Raw genomic sequence first — 23,289 nt, 5'->3', positions numbered from 1 at the left:
CGCGTTACAGGCTGCTGCACAGGTGGCCGCCATCGACCACGATCTCGGCGCCGCTCATGGCCCGCCCGGCATCGCTGGCGAGCAGCAGCAAGGCGCCGTCCAGGTCCGCCGGCACGCTGAAGCGGCGGCAGGGGATACGCGAGCGCAACTTGTCGCCGGCCTCGCTGGCCAGGAACGCCTCGTTCAGGTCGGTCATCACGTAGCCGGGCGCCAGGGCATTCACCCGGATGCCATGGCGCGCCAACTCCAGCGCCATGGCGCGGGTCAGGTGGGCCAGGCCGGCCTTGGCCGCCAGGTAAGGGCCGACGGCACCGGCCACACGGCTGGCGAGGATCGAAGTGACATTGATCAGGCTGCCGCCCTTCCCCGCCGCGACCATGCGCCGGGCACTTTCCTGGGCCACCGCCCAGGCGCCCTTGAGGTTGGTGTCGAGCACGCGGTCCCAGCTTTGATCGTCGCAGGCCAGCAAGGGCTGGCTGTCGCTCACCCCCGCATTGTTGACCAGCACATCCAGCGGGCCGGCGGCATCGAGCACCCGGCAGATATCCTCACGGCAGGTCACATCGAGGGCAAAGGCCTGCGCCCGCCCTCCCGCCACCTCGATGGCCTCCACCAGCGCCTGCAGTGGCGCCTGGCGCCTGGCGGTCACCACCACCTCGGCGCCTGCGGCGGCCAGGGTCATGGCGAAGTGACGGCCAAGGCCGCTTGAGGCGCCGGTCACCAGGGCGCGGCGCCCGTCGAGGGCGAACAGTCGGGCAAGGTTCGGTTGCATCAGTGGGCCTCCAGACGCTGGTCGAGCAGCTTCTTCGCCAGGCTCATGCGGTGCACCTCGCTCGGGCCGTCATAGATGCGGAACGGGCGAATGTCGCGGAAGATCCGCTCCACCACGGTCTCTCCGGTCACCCCGCGCCCGCCCAGTACCTGGACGCAACGGTCGACCACCCGCCACAGCGCTTCGGCGCTGATCACCTTGGCCATGCTCGAATCGACGTTGGCGCGCCGGCCCTGGTCGAGCACCCAGGCGCAGTGCCACACCGCCAGGCGCACCACGTGCAGGTCCATCATGTTGTCGGCCAGCATGAAACCCACGCCCTGGTGCTCGCCCAGCGGCTTGCCGAAGGCATCTCGGGTGCGCGCATAGTCGCAGGCGATGTCGTGGGCACGGCGCGCGGCGCCGAGCCAGCGCATGCAGTGGGTCAGCCGCGCGGGCGCCAGGCGCACCTGGGCATAGCGGAACCCCTTGCCGATCTCGCCGAGTACGTCGCTCGCCGGTATACGCAGGTTGTCGAAGCGCAGTTGGCCATGGCCACCGGTGAAGCAGCTGTCCAGCGAGTCCAACTGGCGCTCATGGGTGATGCCATCACGCTTCATGTCGGTCAGGAACATGGTCGCCGTACCATCCTCCATGCGCGCCATGACGATGCCGAAGTCAGCGCCTTCTGCGCCGGTGATCAGCCACTTGCGGCCATTGATCAGGTAGTCGTCGCCATCGCGGATGGCGGTGGTGCGCAGCATCGAGGGGTCCGAGCCTGAGCCTGGCGCAGGCTCGGTCATGGCGAAGCAGGAACGGGCATGGCCCTGGACCAGCGGGCGCAACCAGCGGTCTTTCTGCGCCTCGGTGGCGACCACGTCCATCAGGTGGATGTTGCCTTCGTCCGGGGCATGGATGTTCAGCGCCACCGGGCCCAGCGGCGAGTAGCCGGCCTCTTCGAAGACGATCGCCTTGGCCACGTGGCTCAGCGCCAGGCCACCCATTTCGCGGCTGGCGTGGGGCGTCAGCAAGCCGGCCGCGCGGGCGCGGGCCACCAGGTCCTGGCGCAGGGCGTCGCTGGGGCCGTGGCTGTCCTGGCGGGGGTCGTTCTCGAGCGGGATGACCTGTTCGGCGATGAAGTCTCGGGTCTTGGCCTGCAAGGCGAGCAGTTCGTCCGGGAGGGTGAAGTTCATGGTTGTCCTTCTGGGTGCTTGTCTGTCGGGAATGAGATGGCTGACGCCGTTCAGGGCAAGGCCTTGGGATTGCTGATGGCCAATCGGGCGAGGGTGACCTGGCGCAATGTCTCGACCAGGGTTCTATGGTTTTGCGGGGCGTCATGGCTGCCCAGGCGAATGGCCCGTGCCAGTTGGCGGCGCAGGTCGGGCAAGGCTGCGGGCGCCTCGTCGACCAAGGCGGCCAGACGTGTCCGCTCCTGGTCCTCGGCCAGAGCCCCCAGGCGGCTTTCGCGGGCTGCGATGGCCATGGCATTGGCGATCATCAGGGCCGGGTAACGCAACTCGCCGGGCAGCGCTGGCAGCAGTTGCTCCAGAAGCGTCGAGCGAGCGATGTCGAGCAGTTCATGGGCATCGGGCTGGGTCATGGCGCTTCGGCTCCGGTCATGTGCAGGATGTCGAGCTCAAGCTCCGGCAGCAGTCGTGCGGTCAGTGCCAGCTCAATGGACGGCTCTTCGCCGGACAGGTGGCGCTGGCCTTGCTGCAGGGCGATCACCGCCCAGCGCAGGGTGGCCATGACCTGCCAGTAGTGCAGTTGGCTGCGCTCGATACGCAGCGGAGACACCTCGTGGTAGCCCCCCAGGAAGTCCTCCAGTTGGCCGATACCGCCGGCCTCGAGGTCTGGGCGGGTGAAGCGCCAGCAGCGGGCGGTGAACCAGCCTAGGTCCTCGCAAGGGTCGCCCCAGCCGGTGAACTCCCAGTCGAGTACGGCTTCGAGTCCCTGTTCGCTGGCCAGGTAGTTGCCGGTGCGGTAGTCACGGTGCAACAGACACAGGGTGCCGTTGTGCGGTGCGTGCAGCTCGCACCAGCGCAGGCCCCACTCCAGCACCGGATAGGCATCGGCGAGGGTGTCGAGGTAGTGGCGATAGGCGTCGATGGTCGCCAAGGCCGGTGAGCGGGTTGGCATCGGCAGGAAATCCAGCGCGGCGCACGGCGGGCGAACCTGATGCAGGCGCGCCAGGTTGGCGCCAAGCTGCGCCGCCAGCTGCGCCCGGCCCTGGGTGCCGGCGCCGGCGCTGAGCAAGCGACCGGCGGCGACACCCGGCACGTACTCCATCAGGAAGAACACCCGCCCATGCACGCGCATATCGCGGCACAGCCACAGCGGGCGCGGTACTTTCACACCGGCCTGATGAACCACTTGCAGCACCGCGAACTCCTGTTCGCGGTCCAGGCTGGCGGGTAGCGCGGAAAGCGCATCGCTGCGCAGCACCCAACGCCGGGCGCCAGCCCAGGGGCCGCCTTCGATCAGCAGGTCCAGCAGCCAGTTTTCCTGGATGGCGCCGCCGCTCAGGCGCTGGCGTGCCTGGATGACCACCCGCTTCGCTGCGGCGTGCTCGCGGATGAACTCGACCAGTGGCTGGTCGTCCGGGGCCACGAATGTCTCGCCGTCCCGTACGGTCGTAGGAGGAGTGCTCATGGGGTTGTAGGGCCTGCCTGTAGTCATGTTGTCAGACAGCTTTAGCAACGCCTGGGCCAATTTTCGGGATATGCCTGTAACCCGCGCGCTCTCTGGCGCCAGGCTTTTCCATGGCGCTCGACGAAGCAATCTTGGTTTCACTTTTGCAACGAACTGATTCAGTATCGAAACAATTCAATCCTGAACAGGTTTCGACATGCGTCCTCCCCTTTCCCAGGTCGTCGTGCTGGTCAGTCACCTTCAACGACCTCGGCAGCGCAGTCGCCTCGCCAGCCTGGTGGCCGGCCTGGCGGCGGGCTACCCGGACGTCCATATCGAGGTGCTCGACACCTCGGTATCCGAAGCCCTGCAAACCGCCCGCGATCTCGAACAGCGCGGCAAGGCCGACGTGTTCGTCTGTGCTGGCGCCACTGCCGCCTACCTGCGTAGACACCTGGCACGTCCGGTTCTGACGATGCGCGTTGGCGGCGGAGACCTGTTGCGTGCGCTGGAGCAAGCCCGCGAACATTCCTCCCATGTCGCCCTGCTCAGCTACAACCGCATCGACCGGGACCTGCAAGCCATGCGAACGCTGTTCACGGTGCAGGTTCACCAGGTTGCCTACACCATCCTGGAAGAGGCTCGCCAGGCTGTCCTGGAGGTAGCCCGGCTGGGTTGCCGCAGCATCATCGGCTCGTCGACGGTGGTGGAGCTGGCGGAACAGGCAGGCCTGCACGGCGTGCTGTCGCTGAGCGAAGACACTGCGCGCAAGGCGCTCGAGGAAGCCATGGGAGTCCTCGACAGCCAGCGCCTGGAGATCGCCAAGCGGCGGCATCTGGACGCGGTGCTGCAACACATTCCAAGCGGTGTGGCAGCGGTCGACAACCAGGGTGTGGTGCAATCGCTCAACCCCGCCCTTGCCCAGTTGCTGGAGTTGCCGGTCAGCTCGGCTCTGGGGCGACCGTTACAGCAGCTATGCCCGGAGCTTGACCTGCAACAGGCGCTAGAGGATGGCGGTGGCGAGGAAAACCGGGTGATCCGGCTGGGCTCGCACGCCGTGGTCAGCAATCTCCTGCCGATCCTGGAGAATGGCGAGCGTACCGGCCTGGTGCTCACCTGCCAGGACATCACCGCCGTGCAGCGCGCGGATCAACGCATCCGCTCCACTCGCCGTCCAGGTGCCTTCACCGCGCGTTACCGGCTCGAACAACTCAACGGCGCGAGCAAGGCCAACCGTGAGATGTTGCAGCTGGCCAAGCGCTTTGCCACCAGCCATTCGACCATCCTGATCACTGGCGAAAGCGGCACCGGCAAGGAACTGCTCGCCCAAGGGATCCATAACGAGAGCCCTCGCCGGCACGGGCCTTTCGTCGCCATCAACTGCGCGGCGTTTCCCGAGTCGCTACTGGAAAGCGAACTGTTCGGCTACGAGGAAGGCGCCTTCAGCGGTTCGCGCAAAGGCGGCAAGCCCGGCCTGTTCGAGGCGGCGCACCGTGGCACGCTGTTCCTCGACGAGATCGGCGACATGCCTGTGTCGCTGCAGACTCGCCTCCTTCGTGTATTGCAGGAGCGAGAGGTCTTGCGCCTGGGCGGCACCGAGCCGATCTCCATCGACGTGCGCATCGTCGCCGCCACCCACAAGGACCTGGGGGCCGCCATGAAGGATCGCGAGTTTCGCACCGACCTGTATTACCGGCTGAATATCCTGCGCTTGCAGACCACCCCCCTGCGCGAGCGGCCCGAGGACATCCCTCTGATTTGCCAGGGAATCAGCCAGCGCCTGCTGGTCCAGGGCCAGCCACCGGGTGCCGCAGGCATAACGACGCTCCTGCTACCCTACCTCGTCCGCCATTCCTGGCCCGGAAACGTCAGGGAACTGGAGAATGTCATCGAACGGGCGATGCTCTCCGCCAGCGAAATCTTCCATGAGCACGGCGTGGATGAGCATTACCTGGCTCGCGTGCTGCCCGAGCTATTCGAAGGCCAGCCTCAGCCCAGGTCCCGGAAAGAGCCATCGCGCACAAAGGATTTGCACGCCATCGGCAAAACCGCGCAGTTGCGCTACATACAGGAGACGCTGGACAGCTGCCAGGGCAGCCTTGACGAGGCTGCGCGTCGGCTCGGGATCAGCCGGACCACGCTGTGGCGGCGGCTTCGTTCGGCACGCTGAGCAAAACGATGCGCCTGGGCGATGCGGAACTCGCCCAGGCCTGGACGCGGCCGGTGCCGTGAAACTCAATTGATCAGCGGAACCTGCTTGCCGATCTGCAACGCCTCCAGCGCGTCCAGTTGCGCTTCGATCTGCAGGAAACGCATGGCCCGCCGGGGTGACATCTTCTCGGCCACTTCCTGCACGTACCGGTGCAGCACGGCCAGCTGTTTCTCCTGCAATCCCCGATAGAGGTCGACCATCCTCGAAGCTTCCGCGTCGGTAATGCTGCCGGAACCATAGGCGCGGGCATATTCGAGCAGGAGCTGGAATGTCTCCTTGTGCAGGCTGTCCGTCTCGCCTCGGTAGCGTGAATAGATCGGCCAGAACGTCTCGGCTTCGGTGCCGTCCAGCGCCATGTTTGCCTCGACCATCCGTTTGCGCTTGTAGTTGATGGTTTCCAGCTGGTTCCTGATCTTTTCCTTGTGCTCGTTCATCACCTGCTCGACCGATGGCAGGGGTTCGTCGGCATGAGCGGCAAGGGAAAGGGTCGCGACCAGGGTGGCCACGAAAAGCAAGCGCCTGGACATCGGCGTTCTCCTTCTGGGTTGATCGAATGGATTCATGCTGCCGCGGTGCGATGCGACATCAACGGGCCCCGCTCTTCAGGGCGATCCTGGGCGTCCACTCCAGCCATTCGTCATTGGCCGAATCGAACAGGGCGAAGGTCTGCCCCGGCTTGGCGGGCTCGCCCATCTGCGCATTGTTCGGGGTGGCGAAGGCAATGCCGCCCTCCATCAGCGCCTCCATCGACTCGGTGCGTAGCGACAGGCCTTTGAACAGGCTGGCGTCGACGCCGAAGCCGCTGGCATTCCAGAAACGGCTGCCGGTACGCACCAGCGGTACGTAGCGCGGTTCGATGAGGATGCCGATCAGCACCCGGTCGGCCTGTTCGCCCAAGGCCAGGTCGACGACCTTGCCCACCGGGATCTGCCGGTAGGTCACCAGGTTGCCCGGCTTGATCGAGCCCTTGCGCGGCGTGCTGAGGGTCAGCCGCAGGCCGTTTTCCCGGCCCAGCAGGTTGGGCGCTTCGGCGAGAGTCTGGAAGCGTGCCTGGCGCTCGCCCGGCGTGCTCGACGGCAGCGCCTCGATGTAGGGGCCGCTGACCAGGGTTCCGAGGTTCTCGGTACGCAGCAGGCCGAGCGCCGGACGCACCACCCAGAAGCGGGTTCCGCTGCGGGCGACGCGCTCGCCGGCGGAAGTCAGGCGGGCCTTCATCAGTACCCCGGAGAGGTCCGGGTTCAGCTCGACGCTTTCGATCTTGCCGATGTCCAGGCCCTTGAAGCGGATCGGCGTGCCTTCGCGTAGGCCGTCGGCATTGTCGATGCTCAGCTGGATTTCCACGCCACGGGCCATCGCCGCCTCCTCGCTGTCGAAGAGGGTGAAGCGACGCACCTTGGTCACGGTCGGTGCCTTCGGATCGAGGGTGTCGAAGGAAATCCCGCCGGTGATCAGGGTCTGTAGCGACTCGCTCTTCACCTGCACGCCGCTGAGGTTGCCGGTCAGGGTGATCCCGCTGGAGTTCCAGAAGCGCGTCGAGGTATTCACCAGGTGCGCGTACTCCGGCTCGATGTGCACACCCACCACCACTCGCTGGCGGTCGCGCGACAGCTGGTAGCTCTGCACGCTGCCGACGCGGACCTGGCGGTAGAGGATCGGCGCGCCGATATCGATCGAGCCGAGCTTGTCGCTGGTCAGCACCAGGTGCAGGCCGGGCGCGTCGGTGTTCAGCGGCGGCGCTTTCGGGCGGATGGTGAACTCGCGACTCGGCGCGCCGCTCTTGGCGAAGCGCACGTCGATGTAGTTACCTTTCACCAGGGCCTCGAGGCCGGTGATGCCGGCCAGGGAGATGCTTGGCTTGACGGTCCAGAACTCGGTGCCTTCCAGCAGCATGTCCTCGACCCGCGGATCCATCGCCAGGTCGGCAGTGGCACTGCTGTAGTCCTTGTCCATGTCGATCGACTTGACCAGGCCGACCTGCACGCCGTTGAACATCACCGGGGTGCGGCCCGGATCGATACCACTGACGTCGTTCATCTTCAGCTTCACGCGCAGACCGGCCTGGGCCGCGTCGTAGTCGTCGTACAGGCGGAACGGCTTGCTCGGATCGGTCGGCGGGCTGTCGCCTCGACTATCGGAAGTAGCGAAAGCGATGCCGCCGGCCGCCAGGGTCAGCAACGATTCGCTACGCACCTTGAAGCCGGACAGGCCACCGGAAATGGAGATGCCGCTGGCGTTCCAGAATCGCGTGTGCTTGCGCACCAGGTCGGCGTAGGCCGGCTCGATGTGCACTTTGATCTCGATGGTCCTCTGGTCATCGCCCAACTGGAAGCTCTTCACCTGGCCGACCTGGATCTGCCGGTAGAACACCGGGCTGCCCTGCTCCAGGGAGCCCAGGCGATCGGCCTTGAGGGTCAGGTGCAGGCCGGGCAGCCTGTCGGAAAGGGGGGGCGGCTGCTTCAGCGCGGTGAAGTTGCGTTCTTCCTTCTCGCCCTTCACCGGATCGACCGCGATGTAGACGCCAGATACCAGGGTTTCCAGGCCGGTGACGCCAGCCAGGGAAACCCGCGGCTTGACCAGCCAGAAGCGGGTACCCTTGCTCAGGTACTGGCGCGCCTCCTTGTCCATTTCGATGGTGGCCACCACGCCCTTGATATCTTCGCTGACATCCAGCGCGACGACCTTGCCGACCGCGATGCCCTTGTACAGCACCTCGGTCTTCTTCGCCTGGATGCCATCGCTGCTCTCGAAGCGCACCTGGATCAACACCCCTGCCTGGTCGTAGGCGCGCCAGCCCAGCCAGGCCCCGATAGCCAGGGCCACCAGCGGCAGCACCCAGATCGCCGACCAGTTCGAGGTCTTGTGTTTCTTCGGGCTTGGCAAATCACTCATTCTCGTCGTCCAGATTGGTGTTGTCCCAGATAAGCCGGGGGTCGAACGTCACGGCGGCGAGCATGGTGAGCACCACCACGCTGGCGAAGGCGGCGGCGCCGAGATTGGCCTCGATGCTCGCCAGGTTGCCGAAATTGACCAGCGCCACGAGGATGGCGATGACGAAGATATCGAGCATCGACCAGCGCCCGACCCATTCGATGAAGCGGTACATCATGATTCGCTGGCGGGCCGACATCGGCTGGTGCCGCTGCACCGAATAGAGCAACAGGGCGATGCCGACCAGCTTGAAGGTGGGGACGACGATACTGGCGACGAACACCACCAGGGCGATGGGAAACATGTCGGCCTGGATCAGGGTCACGACCCCGCCCATGATGGTCGCCGGGGAGCCCTTGCCGAGCATGTTGACGGTCATGATCGGTAACAGGTTGGCGGGAACGTAGAGAATCATCGCCGAGATCAGCAACGCCCAGGTACGGGCAATGCTGTTCGGCCGCCGAGGATGCAGCTTCGCGCCGCAGCGACTGCAACGCGGATGCTCGTTCCCGTCGGCGCGATTCAACTGGTGGCACTCGCCGCAGACCAGAATGCCGGCATCGATCGCACGCATTGTCGTTCTCCAGGATCTCTGCCGGGACGGTGATGGTTTGTCGTCGTCCAGCGCGGCGGCCAACCTGTGCCTTGCCCGGCAGGGAATAGGCACGGGGAAACCACCTGTCGGGGGAGGCTGCCGTCGGAAGACGATTCTGTCCGGGGCGTTACAGCGATGGCATGGGTTCGGCCACTCACGCGCATCAGTTGTCCGCTCGGCTCGATCTGGCCAGGCTGGGCCGGACTCGCTATTCATGCCGCTTGGACGACGATCGAGCGCTGGGATCGCATGATGCTTATATAGTTCACATGAGTCAATATTGTCTCATGTGTTTTTCTCCATCGCGCTATACGGAGCCAAGCGGCGATCCTGCCAGGGAGGCATCATGGCATTCGCCACGGAAGGAAGGACCCCCGGAGAGATTGTGGCGCGCCTCCTGTCTCATGCCGATGCAAGTGGCGGTATCGGCCGAGAATCCCTCGACACCGAGAAGCGGCTTTTCCGCGTCCAGGCATGGGACGATAGGAGCACTCGGGTAGCCCTGGATCGATACTCGCTTTACAGGCAGGAACACCGGCGGGCCTCTTCCGGGGCTCCTCCAGTGTCCTGCTGCACACCTCTGAGGCTCCGATATCCTCCGAACCTCGTCTTTGCCCGGTTCCTCTTTCAGTCAATCGCCGCCCGCGTCCCAACCCCGTCCACCAACCGCGCAATCCCCAATGGGTTGCCATCCTTCAGCGCTTCCGGCAGCCACGCGTCCGGGTAGTTCTGGTAGCACACCGGGCGCAGGAAACGGTCGATGGCCAGGGTGCCCACCGAGGTGCCGCGGGCGTCCGAAGTGGCCGGGTACGGGCCGCCGTGGACCATCGCGTCGCAGACTTCCACGCCGGTCGGGTAGCCGTTGAGCAGCAGGCGTCCTGCCTTCTGTTCCAGGAGCGGTACCAGGTCGGCGAAGGACGCCAGGTCTTCCGCTTCGGCGATCAGGGTCGCGGTGAGCTGCCCGTGCAGCCCATGCAGCGCGCGCTTCAGTTCGGCGTGGTCGGCGACCTCGACGACCACGCTGGCCGGGCCGAAGACTTCTTCCTGCAGCAACTCGTCGCCCTCCAGCAGCAGGCTGACGTCCGCCTGGAACAGTTGCGGCCGGGCCTGGCGGCCCTCCTGCGGTTGCCCGGCGAGATGGCGGACGCGCGGGTGGGCGTGCAGCGCCGCCAGGCCTTTTTCATAGCTGGCCAGCGTGCCGGCGTTGAGCATGGTCTGCGCCGGCTGGTCGTCCATGCGGGCGGCGAAGCGTTCGAGGAACGCCGAGAATTGCGCAGAGCGGATGCCGATGACCAGCCCGGGATTGGTACAGAACTGGCCGCAGCCGAGCACCACCGAGGCACTCAGTTCGTCGGCCACGGCCTCGCCGCGCTTCTTCAGCGCCGCCGGCAGCAGCACCACCGGGTTGATGCTGCTCATCTCGGCGAACACCGGGATCGGCTGCGCCCGGGCGGCCGCCATGTCGCAGAGGGCGCGGCCGCCCTTCAGCGAACCGGTGAAGCCGACCGCCTGGATCGCGGGGTGGCGTACCAGCCGCTCCCCTACTCCGCCGCCGTAGATCATGTTGAACACGCCCGCCGGCATGCCGGTGCGCTCGGCCGCGCGGAGGATCGCCGCGGCGACCCGTTCGGCGGTGGCCATGTGTCCGCTGTGCGCCTTGAACACCACCGGGCAGCCGGCGGCCAGGGCCGCGGCGGTATCGCCGCCGGCGGTGGAGAACGCCAGGGGGAAGTTGCTCGCGCCGAACACCGCCACCGGGCCGAGGCCGATCCGGCACTGGCGCAGGTCGACGCGTGGCAGCGGCTTGCGTTCGGGCCGGGCGCGGTCGATGCGCGCGCCATGGAAGTCGCCGCGCCGCAGGACTTCGGCGAACAGGCGCAGCTGGCCGCTGGTGCGACTGCGTTCGCCCTGGATGCGCGTGGCCGGTAGCGCGGTTTCACGGCAGACGATGGCGACGAAATCATCGTCCAGCGCGTCGAGTTCGGCGGCGATGGTATCGAGGAATTCCGCGCGGCGGCTGGCCGGCAGTTGCCGGTAGTGCGGGTAGGCGCTGGCGGCGGCTTCGGCGGCGGCGTCCACTTCTTCCGGGGTGGCTTGCACGAAGCGGTACGGCAGCGCCTCACTGCTGGCGGCGTCGAGGCTTTGCAGGAAGAGCGTGCCGGCCGCGCTGCGGGCGCCGCCGATGAAGTTGTGTCCGAGGATGGCTGTCATGTCGACCTCATACAGGGGAAGCCCCGCCGGGGATGGCCGGCGGGGTTGGAGCCAAGGCTCCGCAGGAATGAAGGAAACCGTGCCGCGGGTCTCTCGTGGAGCTCCGGCCTATGCACGGCGGTGGGGCTTCAGAGCGCTACCACCCGCCCCGGCGTCAGTGCGGTCTCGACGGCGGCGATGCCATTGCGCAGCGGCGCGCCGAACTCGGCCATGGCGATCTCGAAGACATCCCCCGGAGCAGCCTTGATCCCGTCGGCGAAGGACAGCGTGGCGGTACCGAAGTAATGCACGTGGACGTCGCCCGGACGGAGGAACTGCGCGTACTTGAAATGGTGGTACTCGAGGTTCTCCAGGCTGTGGCACATGTTGTCCTCGCCGGAAAGGAACGCCTGCTGCCAGAGCACTTCGCCGTCGCGCAGGATCCGGCTCTCGCCCTGCAGGTGGCGCGGCAGTTCGCCGACTCGCAGCTCCGGCCCGTAGCAGCAGGCGCGTAGCTTGGAATGCGCCAGGTACAGGTAGTTGCGGCGCTCCATCAGGTGGTCGGAGAACTCGTTGCCCAGGGCGTAGCCGAGCCGGTAAGGCCGGCGGTCATCGCCGATCAGGTAGAGCCCGACCAGCTCCGGTTCCTCGCCGGCGTCCTCGGCGAAGGCCGGTAGCGGGAAGTCCGCGCCGGGGCGCACGACGATGCCGCCGTCGCCCTTGTAGAACCATTCAGGCTGCGCGCCGACCTGGCCCGCCGGTGGCTTGCCGCCCTCCAGGCCCCACCTGAAGATGCGCATGGTGTCGGTCAGCGCGGTCTCGTCGCCCTGGTTCTGCTGGTGCATGCGGTCGCGCGTCGCGGCGCTGCCCAGGTGGGTCAGGCCGGTGCCGCTGACCAGGCAATGGGCCGGGTCGTCATGATCCAGCGGCGGCAGCACCCTTCCCTCCTCCAGCAACCCGGCATAGTCCGGGCCTGGCTCGCTGCCTCGGCGCAGCACCTCGTCGTGCAGGCCGCTGCCCGCGCGAATCGCCGCCAGCCCCAGTTCGCGCGTGCTGCGCACGCCGCGCACCACCTGTATCCCGGCGCCTTCGACGACGCCGACCCGGCGCTGCCCTGCCCGGTCCTCGAATTGAATCAGCCGCATCTCGGCTCCTCCTGTGGGCTCCGACTATCACTCGATGATGATGAAATCCTTGAGGTGCTCTTCGGATATCTCCAGGCCCAGGCCGGGCTTGTGGTCGTCCAGCTGGATATAGCCGTCGACCGGCTGCGGCTCGCCCTTGAACACGTAGTAGAACAGCTCGTTGCCGACCTCGACGTCGAACACCGGGAAGAACTCGGCCATCGGCGAGGCGGTGCTGGCCATGGTCAGGTGATAGTTGTGCAACTGTCCGGCGTGCGGGATCACCGGCACCGACCATGCCTCGGCCATGGCATTGATCTTGCGCGCGGCGGTGATCCCGCCGACGCGGTTGGTGTCGTACTGGATGACGTCCACCGCGCGGCGCTCCAGCAGGTCCTTGAAGCCGTGGCCGGTGAATTCGTGCTCGCCGCCGGAGATCGGCATGATCCCCATCTTCTTCAGCTCGACGTAGCCCTCGATGTCATCGGCGATCACCGGCTCCTCCAGCCAGCGCGGTTCGAACTCGGTGAGCTTCGGCAGCATCCGCCGGGCGTATTCCAGGGTCCAGCCCATGTAGCATTCGAGCATGATGTCGATGTCCGGCCCGGCCAGTTCGCGTAGCGCGCGGACCTGCTCGATGTTCCTGCGCATGCCCGTCGGGCCGTCCTTGGGGCCATAGCCGAAGCGCATCTTCAGCGCGGTGAAGCCCTGGTTCAGGTAGCCCTGGGCCTCTTCGAGGAAGGCGTCGAGGTTGTCGTTGGCGTAGAGCTTCGAGGCGTAGGTCCAGATCTTCTCCTTGGTGCGGCCGCCGAGCAGCTTGAACACCGGCTTGTTCACCGCCTTGCCCATGATGTCCCAGATCGCCAGGTCCACCGCCGAGATGGCTGCCATGCCGATGCCCTTGCGGCCCCAGGCGTGGGTGCGGCGATACATCTTCTGCCAGATGTACTCGTTGTCGAACGGGTCTTCGCCGATGCAGATCGGCGCCAGGTAGAGGTCGACGATTTCCTTCGCCACGCGCGGCGCCAGGGCGCAGTTGCCGATGCCGACGAGGCCGTCGTCGGTCTCGATCTCCACCACCAGCCAGCCGTGGAAGCGGAACGAACCCATGGCGTCTCCCTTCTCGAACAGGATGTCGCTGGCATTGGTGCAGAAGTGCGCCTGCGGCGGGACGACCTTGCCCTTCCATTCGAAGACGCGGGTACGGACGGATTTGATTTTCATGTCGCAGCTCCTATCGGTGCGTAGTGTGAGTCAGCCGGCCTGCCGCGCTCGCAGCGGGACGGACGACGATCCGGAAGTCTTCAGCCGGGCCAGCAGGCAGGCGCCGAGCAGGCCGACGGCGGCCAGGGCGAACATGCCGGCGCGCGGGTCGGCGAACTGGCTTTCCATGAGGGTCTTGAGGTTCGGCGCGACGAAGCCGCCGAGGTTGCCCAGGGAGTTGATCAGGGCGATGCCGCTGGCCGCGGCCGCACCGCTCAGGTAGCCGGTGGGAAGGGTCCAGAACAGCGGCTGCACCGAGACGAAGCCGGACGCGGCGAAGCAGAAGGCGATCACCGCCAGGCCCAGGTTGCCGGCCAGCGCCGAGGCGGCGATACCGGCTGCGGCCATGCCCAGCATGGCCACCGCGAGCTGGCGATGCTGGCCGCTGCGGTCGGCCTGGCGGGTCACCAGGCGCGTTACCACCAGGGCGCAAGCCCAGGGAATCGCGGTGATCAGGCCGACGTTCAGGCCGACCTGGCCGTCGAGGAAGCTGGCGATGCGGGTCGGCAGGTAGAACACCACGCCGTACACGCTCATCTGGATGGTGAAGTAGACCAGGCAGAACTTCAGCACCTGGCCGCTGCGCAGAGCGCTGAGGAAGCCGTGCGGGCCGCGTGCCTGTTTGCGGGTGTCTTCTTCGGCCAGCTCGCCTTCCAGCGCCCGCTTCTGCTCGTCGCTCAGCCAGCCGGCATCGCGCGGGCGGTCGACCAGGTAGAAGTAGGCGGCAATGCCGACCAGCGAGGCCAGCAGGCCCTCGGTGACGAACAGCCACTGCCAGTTGGCCAGGCCGAAGATGTCGTGGAACTCCAGCAGCCAACCGGACAGCGGACCGCCCAGTACCAGCGCCAGCGGCAGGCCGAAATAGAACAGGCCAAGCGCCTGGGCACGGCTGCGCTGCGGGAACCAGTAGGTGAGGTAGAGGATGAGGCCGGGGAAGAAGCCCGCCTCGGCGACGCCCAGCAGGAAACGCAGGACATAGAAGGTCATGGCGTCGTCGGCGAACATCATCGCCGCCGAGACCAGGCCCCAGGTGACCATGATCCTGCACAGCCAGACCCTGGCGCCGAGGCGGTGCAGCATCAGGTTGCTGGGCACCTCGAAGCAGGCGTAGCCGATGAAGAAGATGCTCGCGCCAAACGCGAAGGCGGCATCGCCAAGGCCGGTGTCGGCTTGCAGGAAGGCCCGCGCGTAGCCGACGTTGGCCCGGTCGATGAAAGCCAGTACATACATCAGGACCAGGAAAGGCAGGAGCCGCAGGCGGCTGGTGGCGATCGCCGAGGACAGCAGCCTGGCGTGGTCGTTCATGGCGCTCATGGAGGGCTTCCTTCTTGTTGTTGTTCGACGCGGAGGCGGCATGGCCGCTTGCGTTGGGCCGACTGTAGCCAGGCCGCTCCCGCGCGGATAATCACTTCTGCGCATTCATCGATAACCCCAGGCAATACCTTTTCACCAATCAGCCAATCGCCGGTTATCGGGCAGCAGCGAGAACGGCCCTGCGCTCAGAGCAGCGGCAGGGAATACGAGAGGATCAGGCGGTTCTCGTCGACATCGGCGGCATGGTTGGACCGCAGCATGGCGTTGCGCCAACGCAGGCCGAGGTTCTTCAGCGGGCCGCTCTGGATCACGTAGGCGACGTCCACGTCGCGTTCCCAGGCGCGGCCGTCGTCCATCGCCTTCGTCCGGGCATAGGCGCCGCTGGCGTAGCGGGCCATGGCGGTCAGCCCGGGAATGCCCAGGGCGACGAAGTCGTAGTCGTAGCGCAGTTGCCAGGAGCGCTCGCCGGCGCTGGTGAAGTTGCGCACCTGGATGTCGTTGACCAACGGCGTGCTGGTGCCGGCGATGTAGAGCATCCCGTCGTCGCCGTACATGCGCTGGTAGCCGGCGCCGAGGCTGTGGCGGCCGCGGGTCGCGCTGAAGAAACCGGTCAGCGCGCGATTCTCCAGATCACCGAGCTTCGCGGCACCTTCGTCGCGCGTGTCGAAGAGCCCGACGCTGGCGCCCAGGCGCCAGCCGCCGAAGCTCTGCTTGTGGCTCAAGCTGTAGTAGTCCTGCCGGTAGATGTCTTGCAGTCGCGCCTGCCACAGCCCGACCTGGCTGCGCTCGGCATTGAAGCGGTACTCCGCGCCCAGGTAGTCGAAACGGTCGGAGAACACCCCGCCGCGCCCATCCACCGAGAGGTCCTGGTGGTCGCTGGAGTTGCGCTGGCTGAGCGAACGCATCTGCCCGCCGTGCAGGGTCAGGCCGGCGATTTCCCTGGAGGTCAGCATGCCGCCCTGGAAGGTCTGTGGCAGCAGGCGGCCGTCGTTGCGCAGGAGGATTGGCAGTTCCGGCAGCAGTTCGCCGAGTTTCAGCTCGGTATTCGACAGCTTCAGCTTCGGCGCCACGCCCAGTCGCGCGTAGTCGTCCGCTGCGCGTCCGTCGGCGTGGCGTGGCAGCAGCCCGGAGCCGGCACGATCAGGGCTGCTGTCGAGCTTCAGGCCGAGCTGGCCGATCAGCTCGACGCCGAGGCCCAGGGTGCCCTGGGTATAGCCGGATTTTGCCTGTAGGAGAAAGCCTTGGGCCCACTCCTCCTGTTTCGACTGCGCCGCGCCGGGCTGGCGGAAGTCGCGATTGAAATAGAGATTGCGCAGGCCGAGGCTGACGCTGGCGTCTTCGATAAAGCCCTCGGCGCCGGCGAGCGACGGCAGGCCGGCCAGCAGGACCGGGGCGAGCGAGGCGGATTTCAGCAGGTTCGGAGCGGAACGGGTCATTGTTGTTTTTCCTTTTCCCAGGCCGAAGCGAGCCGTGGAGCGCTGCGGCTCCAGGCGATGTGTCTCTCGTCGAAGGTGCGACGCCTCCTGCCCCGCCGCGACGGTACAAGGAGGCGCCAGGGAGCGCGTTACGAAGGTGCGGCGCTCTGGTTGTCGCGTCGCATGCAGGCGATCAGGCTTTGCGTCTGCCCATCCGGCAGGCGATCTCGAACGCCTGGCGGGTGGCGCCGACGTCGGCCCTTCCCTGCCCGGCGATATCGAAGGCGGTACCGTGGGCCGGCGTAGCGATGGGGATCGGCAGGCCGCCCTGGACGGTCACGCCGCGGGAGAAGCCCATCAGCTTGATCGCGATCTGCCCCTGGTCGTGGTACATGGTCACCACCGCGTCGAAGGCACGGGCGTCACCCTGCACCTTGAGGAAAATGGTGTCGGCGGGATACGGGCCGTCGGCGGCGATCCCCTGTTCGCGCGCCTTCTGCACCGCCGGAGCGATGATGTCCAGCTCCTCGCGGCCGAAGCTGCCGTTGTCGCCGTTGTGCGGGTTCAGTCCGCAGACGCCGATGCGCGGCCGCGCCAGGCCGCTGCGGCGCAGCGCGTCGTCGATCAGGCGGATCGCCTCCCCTACCCGCTCCTGGCTGAGCAGGCCCGGCACCTCGGCCAGGGCTACGTGGGAGGTCACCCGCGAGGTCCAGAGGTCGTCGAGGACGTTGAACTCGCAGAACGGGCCGCCGAACCCCAGGCGCTCGGCGAACCAGTGCAACTCGTCGCTGTGGTCCATGCCGGCCATGTGCAGCGAGGTCTTGTTCAGCGGGCCGAAGAGGATCGCGTCGGTCCTGCCGCTGCGGGTCAGTTCGAGGGCCAGCGCGAGGGTTTCCAGGCTGTAGCGGCCACCGACGGCGCTCGCTTCGCTGCGTGGGAACTCGTCCCCGCCCTGGCTGAGCCAGGGATGCAGCAGTGGCGTGGCGTCGGCGAAATCCAGGGTCTCCAGCGCGTCGATGCGTCGGTAGGGGAATTCGCAGCCGGCGATGCGCATGCCGCGGCGCATTTCCGCTTCGTCGGCGATCAGCACGATGTGCGCCTTCTCGCGCACCTCGGTGTCGGCCAGCAGGCGGGCGATCAGTTCCGGGCCGATGCCGGCCGGATCGCCCAGGACCATGGCCAGTCGCGGTAGGGATGGAGCGTTCATGGGGAAGTCCTCGGGTCGGGCGACGCCTGCTGCAGGCGCACGGTGTCGGGTACGGTGCGGTAGATGCGCCGCGCGTTGCTATGGAAAAGCCGTTCCTGGTCGGCGTACGGCAGGTCGACGACGATGCGTTTGAAACCGCCATAGATGTCGTCGAACGAGCCGCACAGGCTGTCCACCGGGAAGTTGCTGGCGAACATCGCCCGCTCGACGCCGAACAGGGCGATGCTTTCGCGGACGATCCAGGCGTTGTCCTCGACGCTCCAGCGCCGGCCGGCCTGGCCGATGCCGGAGATCTTCAACGCCACGTTGGGGCATTCGGCGAAGCGCGCCATGGCCCGTTGCCAGGCGGCCAGCCCCTCCTCGCTGCGATCGGACGGCAGGCCGGCGTGGTTGAGCACGATCAGCGTATCGGGGAAGTCGCGCGCCAGGCATGCGGCCTCGGCGAGGTTCCACCAGGGTGTCTGCAGGTCGAAGTGCAGGCCGTGCCGGGCCAGCTCGGCATAGCCGCGACGCCAGCGCTCGTCGCTCATCAGGCTGCGCAGCTCGCCGACCTGTTGCGGGCGTTGCGGACCGCCGGGCTTGTGGCGGACGCTGCGGACCCGTGCGAAGCCCGCCTGCGCCTCCAGCACCTCGGCGGCGTCCGGCGCGTCCAGCCAGGCCTGCGCCACCACTGCGTGGGGCGCGCCATGGCGTTCGGCGAGGTGATGCACGAAGCGGGTTTCGCCGAGCGGATCGCGCGGGTCCCACTCGGTTTCCACGTAGACCGTCTCGACCACCCGGTGTGCGCCGACGTCGCCGAAGTAGTCCGCCGGCAGGTAGCGGCGCTTGATCGCGCTGTAGTCGCCGTAGCGGAACGGAATCTTGGCGTCCTCCGCGAGCCAGGGGTGGTAGTTCGCCTGCGGGTCCCAGAAATGATGATGGGCGTCGACGATCGGCCCGTCGTACAGCTCAGCCATGCTTTGCCTCGGTCTTGTCCAGGGAAATCAGCAGGGTGCCGGCGATGAAGGCTGCCGAGCAGAGGGCGAAGAAGCCCAGCACCGCGGCATATCCGCCCAGGTGTTGCAGCAGCAGCCCGACCAGGATCGGCACGGCGATGCCGCCGAGGCTGCCGGCCATGTTCATCACCCCGCCGACCAGGCCGACCCGGGCCGGAGCGGCGAGCAAGGCCGGAAAGCTCCAGTACAGGCTGCCCCACATCAGGAAGAAGGCGGTCAGCGCCAGCAGGGTCACGGCGGCATAGGCATCTTCCAGGCTCGGCAACAGCAGGAAGGCGACCAGCGCCGCGAGGCCCGAGACCGTCAGCAGGCCCTTGGCCGCCAGGCCGCGGCGCACGCCCTTGCGGATCAGCAGGTCGCAGAGGAAGCCGCCGACCAGGGAACCGACGGCGCCGCAGAGGAAGATGACGAAGGTCGCGGCGCCGATACCCTTGATATCGAAGCCGCGCGCCTGCGCCAGGTAGCTAGGACCCCAGGTCAGCAGGCCGAAGAACACCATGGCCCAACTGGCGCGGCCGAGGACGATACCGACCAGGGAGCGGCCGGCGATGCCCAGTCTTCCGCCGGCCTGGCAGTCCGCTTCGGCGAGCGGGGTGGTGCGGTCGGCGTTGATCCGGTCCAGCTCGGCGGCGTTGACCCCGGGATGCTCGGCCGGGTCGTCGCGCAGGTAGTGCCAGGCCAGCCAGGCCATGGCCAGGGTGGCGATGCCGGCGATGAAGAAGGCGCTGCGCCAGGAGCCGAGCACGGCGATCAGGTAGGCGATGACCAGTCCGCCGAGAGCGACGCCCAGCGGCCCTCCGCAGTCCATCAGCACGGCGCCGCGGCTGCGTTCGCTGGAGCCCAGCCACAGCGAGTTGAGCTTGCCGCCGGAGGGGAACAGCGGCGCTTCCGCCGCGCCCAGGGCGACCCGGGCGAACATCAGCGACAGGCCGCCGCTGGCGAAGGCAGCGAGGGTCTGGAAGGCTCCCCAGAGGCCGGTGGACCAGCCGATCACCCGGCGCGGGCCGTAGCGGTCGATCAGCCAGCCGCCGGGAATCTGCAACAGCGCGTAGGCCCAGAAGAAGCTGCTGAGGATCAGCCCCTGCATGCTCGGCGTGAGCTGGAATTCACCGGCGATGGTGGGCATGGCGATGGACAGCGAGACCCGGTCGACCAGGTTGATCACCGTCAGGGCGAAGACGATGGCGAAGATGCGCCAGCGGACGTTGCTGGGTTTTGCGGCAGTGGCCTTGTCCTGGGCAGGATCAGCCTGGAGCACGGCGGTCTGTGCCTGAGCCATGGGTCGTACCTCTTTTATTGTTGTTCTTGTGCTGCGGAACTGGGTTGGCAGGTCCGGCAGGCCCACTATCCGGCTTTCCATCGATAACCGTCTAATCAAAGCTGCTCATACGGCCATTTCCTACGGTTATCGCTCCAGGTATCCGACATCCGCTTCCACTCATAACCCCAGGCTATCGGTGTATGCCTTATTTTGAGTGGACGCTTATCGGTGCGCTTCGCACACTCCGCTCTACCCATAACAACAATGACAACCAGAGGTCCTCCATGCGTACCGCATATGCGCGCTCCGTCCCCTCCTTCCTGGCCGCTTGCGCCCTGCTCTGCTGCACCGCCCTGCCCGCCCTGGCGGCTGCCTGGAAACCCGAAGAGAACCTGGAGATCGTCGTCGCCGGCGGTCCCGGTGGCGGCACCGACCAACTCGCCCGCCTGGTCCAGTCGGCGATCAGCCAGAACAAGCTGCTCGACGTCAACACCGTGGTGCTGAACAAGGGCGGCGGCAACGGCGCCGAAGCCTTCCTCGACCTGAAGCTGGCCAAGGGCAACGCGCACAAGCTGGTGATCGGCACCAACAATGTCTACCTGCTGCCGCTGGTGGCCCGGCTGGGCTACCAATGGACCGACCTGACGCCGGTGGCGGCGGTGGCCGAGGACGACTTCATCCTCTGGACCTACCAGGCGGCGCCGTGGGCGGACGCCGCGGCGTTCCTCGCCGATCTGAAGAAGGACGCGACAGGCATGCGCTTCGGCGGCAGCCAGTCGAAGGACGTCGACCAGACTCTAAGCCTGCTGCTCGGCAAACAGGTCGGCGGCAAACTGACCTACATCCCCTTCAAGAGCGGCAGCGAGGCGTCCATCCAGTTGGCCGGCAGGCACATCGCCGCCAACCTCAACAACCCGGCGGAAAGCCTCAGCCAGTGGCGCGGCGGCCAGGTCCGGCCGCTCTGCGTGTTCAGCCACGAGCGCATGATCTACACCGCCAAGGTCGCTGCCGAGCAGTCCTGGGCGGACATCCCCACCTGCCACGAGCAGGGCCTGGGCATCGACCAGTACCGCTTCCCGCGCACCGTGTTCCTGCCCGGCGGAGTCAGCGACGAGCAGCGCGCCTTCTACGTCGAGTTGATGCGCAAGGTCAGCCAGACCGCCGAGTTCAGGGACTATGTCGAACGCTCGGCGCTGGCGCCGACCTTCCTCGCTGGCGAGGACCTGGTGAGCTACATCGAGAAGGACCGCCAGCGCGTCATCCCGCTGTTCCAGGAAGCCGGCTGGCTTCGCCAGTAACCCGCGTAGCGCGATCAGGAGACGAACATGTCCAGCTCATCCGATGCGCCGCTGGTCGCCACCCGCTGGGTGGAGATCGGCCTGGCGCTGTTCACCGCCGCGCTCGGCGCGATCGTCATGTACGGCAGCCAGGATATCGGCATCGGCTGGGGCGACAGCGGCCCCGAGGCCGGCTATTTCCCCTTCTACATCGGCCTGCTGCTGAGCGCCGCCAGCCTCGGCAACCTGCTCTTGGCCCTGTGCCGCTGGCGGGCGCTGGATACCTCGTTCGTCGCCCGCACGGCCTTTCGCCGGGTGCTTGCGGTGTTCCTGCCGATCGCCGCCTACGTGGCGGCCATGCCGTTCGCCGGGATCTACCTCGCCTCCGCGTTGTTCATCGCCTGGTTCATGTGGCGCGACCGTAGCCGCGACAAACCCTACGGCGTGCCGCTGATCGTCACGCTGTCCTGCGGCGCGGCGCTGGCCAGCTACCTGGTCTTCGCCGTCTGGTTCAAGGTGCCGCTGGATGCCGGAATACTGGCCGACCTCGCGGCCTTCGTCGGGAGCGCCAGGCCATGAGCGAATTCGATTCCCTGATGCAGGGCATGAGCCTGGTCCTCAGCGCCCATCACCTCGGCCTGATGGTGATCGGCGTGCTGCTCGGCATCCTGGTCGGCGTGCTGCCGGGCCTCGGTGCGCCGAACGGGGTGGCGCTGCTGCTGCCGCTGACCTTCAGCATGTCGCCGGTGTCGGCGATCATCCTGCTTTCCTGCATGTACTGGGGCGCGTTGTTCGGCGGCTCGATCACCTCGATCCTGTTCAACATCCCCGGCGAGCCGTCGTCGGTGGCCACCACCTTCGACGGCTACCCGATGGCGCGCAACGGCCAGGCTGGCGAAGCGCTGACCGCCGCCTTCACCTCGGCGCTCCTCGGGGCGCTGGTCGGCGTGCTGCTGCTGACCTTCCTGTCCACCCATATCGCTCGCTTCGCCCTGGCGTTCAGCTCGCCCGAGTTCTTCGCCGTCTACCTGCTGGCGTTCTGCACCTTCATCGGCATGAGCCGCAACCCGCCATTGAAGACCCTGGTGGCGATGACCATCGGTTTCGCCATGGCCGCCGTGGGCATGGATACCGTGTCCGGCGACCTGCGCCTGACCTTCGACCAGCCCTGGCTGCTTTCCGGGCTGAGTTTCGAGGTGGCGGTGATCGGCCTGTTCGGCATCGGCGAGATCCTCTGCACGGTGGAGGAAGGACTGGTGTTTCGCGGCGAGCGCGCACGCATCACGCCGATGGTGATCCTGCGTACCTGGGCCAGGCTGCCGCGCTATTGGCTGACCTGGCTGCGCAGCGCGCTGGTCGGCTGCTGGATGGGCGTCACTCCGGGCGGCCCCACCGCCGCCTCGTTCATGAGCTACAGCCTGGCGCGGCGCTTCTCGAAGAACCGCGAGAACTTCGGCAAGGGCGAGGTGGAAGGCGTGATCGCTCCGGAGACAGCCGACCATAGCGCCGGCACCAGCGCCCTGCTGCCGATGCTGACGCTCGGCATCCCCGGCTCGGCGACCGCCGCGGTGATGCTCGGTGGCCTGATGATCTGGGGGCTGCATCCCGGGCCGACGCTGTTCGTCGAACAGCACGACTTCGTCTGGGGCCTGATCGCCAGCATGTACCTGGGCAACGTGGTCAGCCTGATCGTGGTACTGGCGACCGTGCCGCTGTTCGCCTCGATCCTGCGGATTCCGTTCGCCATCGTCGCACCGATCATCGTCATGGTCTGCGCCATCGGCGCCTACTCGGTGCACAACGCCATGCTCGACGTGGTCCTGATGCTGCTGTTCGGCGCGCTCGGCTACCTGTTCAAGAAACTCGGCTACCCCATCGCCCCGCTGGTGCTCGCCGCGGTGCTCGGCGACAAGGCCGAGGACGCGTTCCGCCAGTCGATGCTGTTCTCCGACGGGCAACTCTCGGTGTTCTGGTCCAACCCGCTGGTGGCCAGCCTGACCGGCGCGGCGCTGGCGATGCTGCTCTGGCCGTTGCTGGCGCGGTGCGCCGGGGCGCTGTTCCGGCGTGGCCGGCGGAGTCTCCGGCATGCCGCCTGAGCCTGCGTCTGGCGGCGGGGTGGATTTCTT

The 23,289-nt window shown here is 66.9% G+C and carries 19 protein-coding genes; 4 read left to right on the top strand and 15 right to left on the bottom strand.

Going from position 1 to position 23,289, the window contains the following annotated elements:
• Positions 1–4 precede the first annotated feature (4 nt).
• Genes VQ065_RS16650 through VQ065_RS16635 form a run of 4 tightly spaced genes read right to left on the bottom strand, consistent with a single transcriptional unit; the run spans position 5 to position 3,403 of the window.
• The gene (locus VQ065_RS16650; protein ID WP_003089154.1) at positions 5–772 is read right to left on the bottom strand and encodes an SDR family NAD(P)-dependent oxidoreductase; all 768 of its coding nucleotides are present in this window, start codon (positions 770–772) and stop codon (positions 5–7) included.
• Positions 772–1,944 (bottom strand): acyl-CoA dehydrogenase family protein, encoded by a 1,173-nt coding sequence (locus tag VQ065_RS16645; protein ID WP_003089153.1) that lies wholly within the window; start codon positions 1,942–1,944, stop codon positions 772–774. Before VQ065_RS16645 ends, VQ065_RS16650 begins: the two co-directional genes overlap by 1 nt.
• 50 nt (positions 1,945–1,994) lie before the next feature.
• Positions 1,995–2,351 carry a DUF6285 domain-containing protein gene (locus VQ065_RS16640; protein WP_003089151.1) on the bottom strand — a complete coding sequence of 119 codons (357 nt, stop codon included), beginning with the start codon at positions 2,349–2,351 and terminating at the stop codon, positions 1,995–1,997.
• Positions 2,348–3,403 (bottom strand): phosphotransferase family protein, encoded by a 1,056-nt coding sequence (locus tag VQ065_RS16635; RefSeq protein WP_023098664.1) that lies wholly within the window; start codon positions 3,401–3,403, stop codon positions 2,348–2,350. The genes VQ065_RS16640 and VQ065_RS16635 overlap by 4 nt, the downstream gene beginning before the upstream one ends.
• Before the next feature lie 196 nt (positions 3,404–3,599).
• Here VQ065_RS16635 and VQ065_RS16630 point away from each other — a divergent pair, with 196 nt between their 5' ends.
• Positions 3,600–5,552 carry a sigma-54-dependent Fis family transcriptional regulator gene (locus VQ065_RS16630; RefSeq protein ID WP_003089147.1) on the top strand — a complete coding sequence of 651 codons (1,953 nt, stop codon included), beginning with the start codon at positions 3,600–3,602 and terminating at the stop codon, positions 5,550–5,552.
• A 65-nt stretch (positions 5,553–5,617) separates the two neighbouring features.
• Here VQ065_RS16630 and VQ065_RS16625 read toward each other — a convergent pair whose 3' ends face one another.
• The 11 genes from VQ065_RS16625 to VQ065_RS16575 form a co-directional block, all read right to left on the bottom strand.
• The gene (locus VQ065_RS16625; RefSeq protein WP_003089145.1) at positions 5,618–6,121 is read right to left on the bottom strand and encodes a hypothetical protein; all 504 of its coding nucleotides are present in this window, start codon (positions 6,119–6,121) and stop codon (positions 5,618–5,620) included.
• Positions 6,122–6,179: 58 nt separating this feature from the next.
• The gene (locus tag VQ065_RS16620; RefSeq protein ID WP_023098665.1) at positions 6,180–8,483 is read right to left on the bottom strand and encodes a PqiB family protein; all 2,304 of its coding nucleotides are present in this window, start codon (positions 8,481–8,483) and stop codon (positions 6,180–6,182) included.
• A complete protein-coding gene (locus VQ065_RS16615) occupies positions 8,476–9,096 on the bottom strand; it encodes a paraquat-inducible protein A (protein WP_003089139.1) in 621 nt (206 codons plus the stop codon). Before VQ065_RS16615 ends, VQ065_RS16620 begins: the two co-directional genes overlap by 8 nt.
• A gap of 648 nt (positions 9,097–9,744) precedes the next feature.
• Positions 9,745–11,328, bottom strand: coding sequence for an aldehyde dehydrogenase (NADP(+)) (locus VQ065_RS16610; protein WP_014603809.1), 1,584 nt, complete (start codon positions 11,326–11,328; stop codon positions 9,745–9,747).
• Between the two features lie 128 nt (positions 11,329–11,456).
• Positions 11,457–12,452 (bottom strand): AraD1 family protein, encoded by a 996-nt coding sequence (gene araD1, locus VQ065_RS16605; protein WP_003089133.1) that lies wholly within the window; start codon positions 12,450–12,452, stop codon positions 11,457–11,459.
• A gap of 27 nt (positions 12,453–12,479) precedes the next feature.
• Entirely contained in the window at positions 12,480–13,655 is a 1,176-nt protein-coding gene (locus VQ065_RS16600; protein ID WP_003089130.1) for an L-lyxonate dehydratase, read from the bottom strand.
• Positions 13,656–13,685: 30 nt separating this feature from the next.
• A complete protein-coding gene (locus VQ065_RS16595; RefSeq protein WP_003089127.1) occupies positions 13,686–15,008 on the bottom strand; it encodes an MFS transporter in 1,323 nt (440 codons plus the stop codon).
• A 185-nt stretch (positions 15,009–15,193) separates the two neighbouring features.
• Entirely contained in the window at positions 15,194–16,444 is a 1,251-nt protein-coding gene (locus tag VQ065_RS16590; protein WP_003089124.1) for an OprD family porin, read from the bottom strand.
• A 172-nt stretch (positions 16,445–16,616) separates the two neighbouring features.
• Positions 16,617–17,630, bottom strand: a complete 1,014-nt coding sequence (locus tag VQ065_RS16585; RefSeq protein ID WP_003123450.1) for a 4-hydroxythreonine-4-phosphate dehydrogenase PdxA — start codon at positions 17,628–17,630, stop codon at positions 16,617–16,619.
• The gene (locus VQ065_RS16580) at positions 17,627–18,586 is read right to left on the bottom strand and encodes an amidohydrolase family protein (protein ID WP_003089064.1); all 960 of its coding nucleotides are present in this window, start codon (positions 18,584–18,586) and stop codon (positions 17,627–17,629) included. Before VQ065_RS16580 ends, VQ065_RS16585 begins: the two co-directional genes overlap by 4 nt.
• A complete protein-coding gene (locus VQ065_RS16575) occupies positions 18,579–19,904 on the bottom strand; it encodes an MFS transporter (protein WP_003111001.1) in 1,326 nt (441 codons plus the stop codon). Before VQ065_RS16575 ends, VQ065_RS16580 begins: the two co-directional genes overlap by 8 nt.
• Positions 19,905–20,170: 266 nt before the next feature.
• On the opposite strand from VQ065_RS16575, the gene VQ065_RS16570 reads away from it, so the two are divergent.
• The 3 genes from VQ065_RS16570 to VQ065_RS16560 are packed head-to-tail and all read left to right on the top strand — an operon-like array spanning position 20,171 to position 23,259.
• Complete coding sequence (locus VQ065_RS16570; protein ID WP_003089055.1) at positions 20,171–21,184, top strand: Bug family tripartite tricarboxylate transporter substrate binding protein; 1,014 nt, start codon at positions 20,171–20,173, stop codon at positions 21,182–21,184.
• A gap of 27 nt (positions 21,185–21,211) precedes the next feature.
• Entirely contained in the window at positions 21,212–21,742 is a 531-nt protein-coding gene (locus VQ065_RS16565; RefSeq protein WP_003089052.1) for a tripartite tricarboxylate transporter TctB family protein, read from the top strand.
• The gene (locus tag VQ065_RS16560; RefSeq protein WP_003089051.1) at positions 21,739–23,259 is read left to right on the top strand and encodes a tripartite tricarboxylate transporter permease; all 1,521 of its coding nucleotides are present in this window, start codon (positions 21,739–21,741) and stop codon (positions 23,257–23,259) included. The genes VQ065_RS16565 and VQ065_RS16560 overlap by 4 nt, the downstream gene beginning before the upstream one ends.
• The last annotated feature ends 30 nt before the right edge of the window (positions 23,260–23,289 follow it).

The sequence above is a fragment of the Pseudomonas sp. KBN10P06128 genome (genome assembly GCF_037574945.1).
GTDB classification, from domain to species: Bacteria; Pseudomonadota; Gammaproteobacteria; order Pseudomonadales; family Pseudomonadaceae; genus Pseudomonas; species Pseudomonas aeruginosa.
The sequence above is the reverse complement of the archived record's forward strand: the minus strand, read 5'-3'. Positions and strand labels throughout refer to the sequence as shown.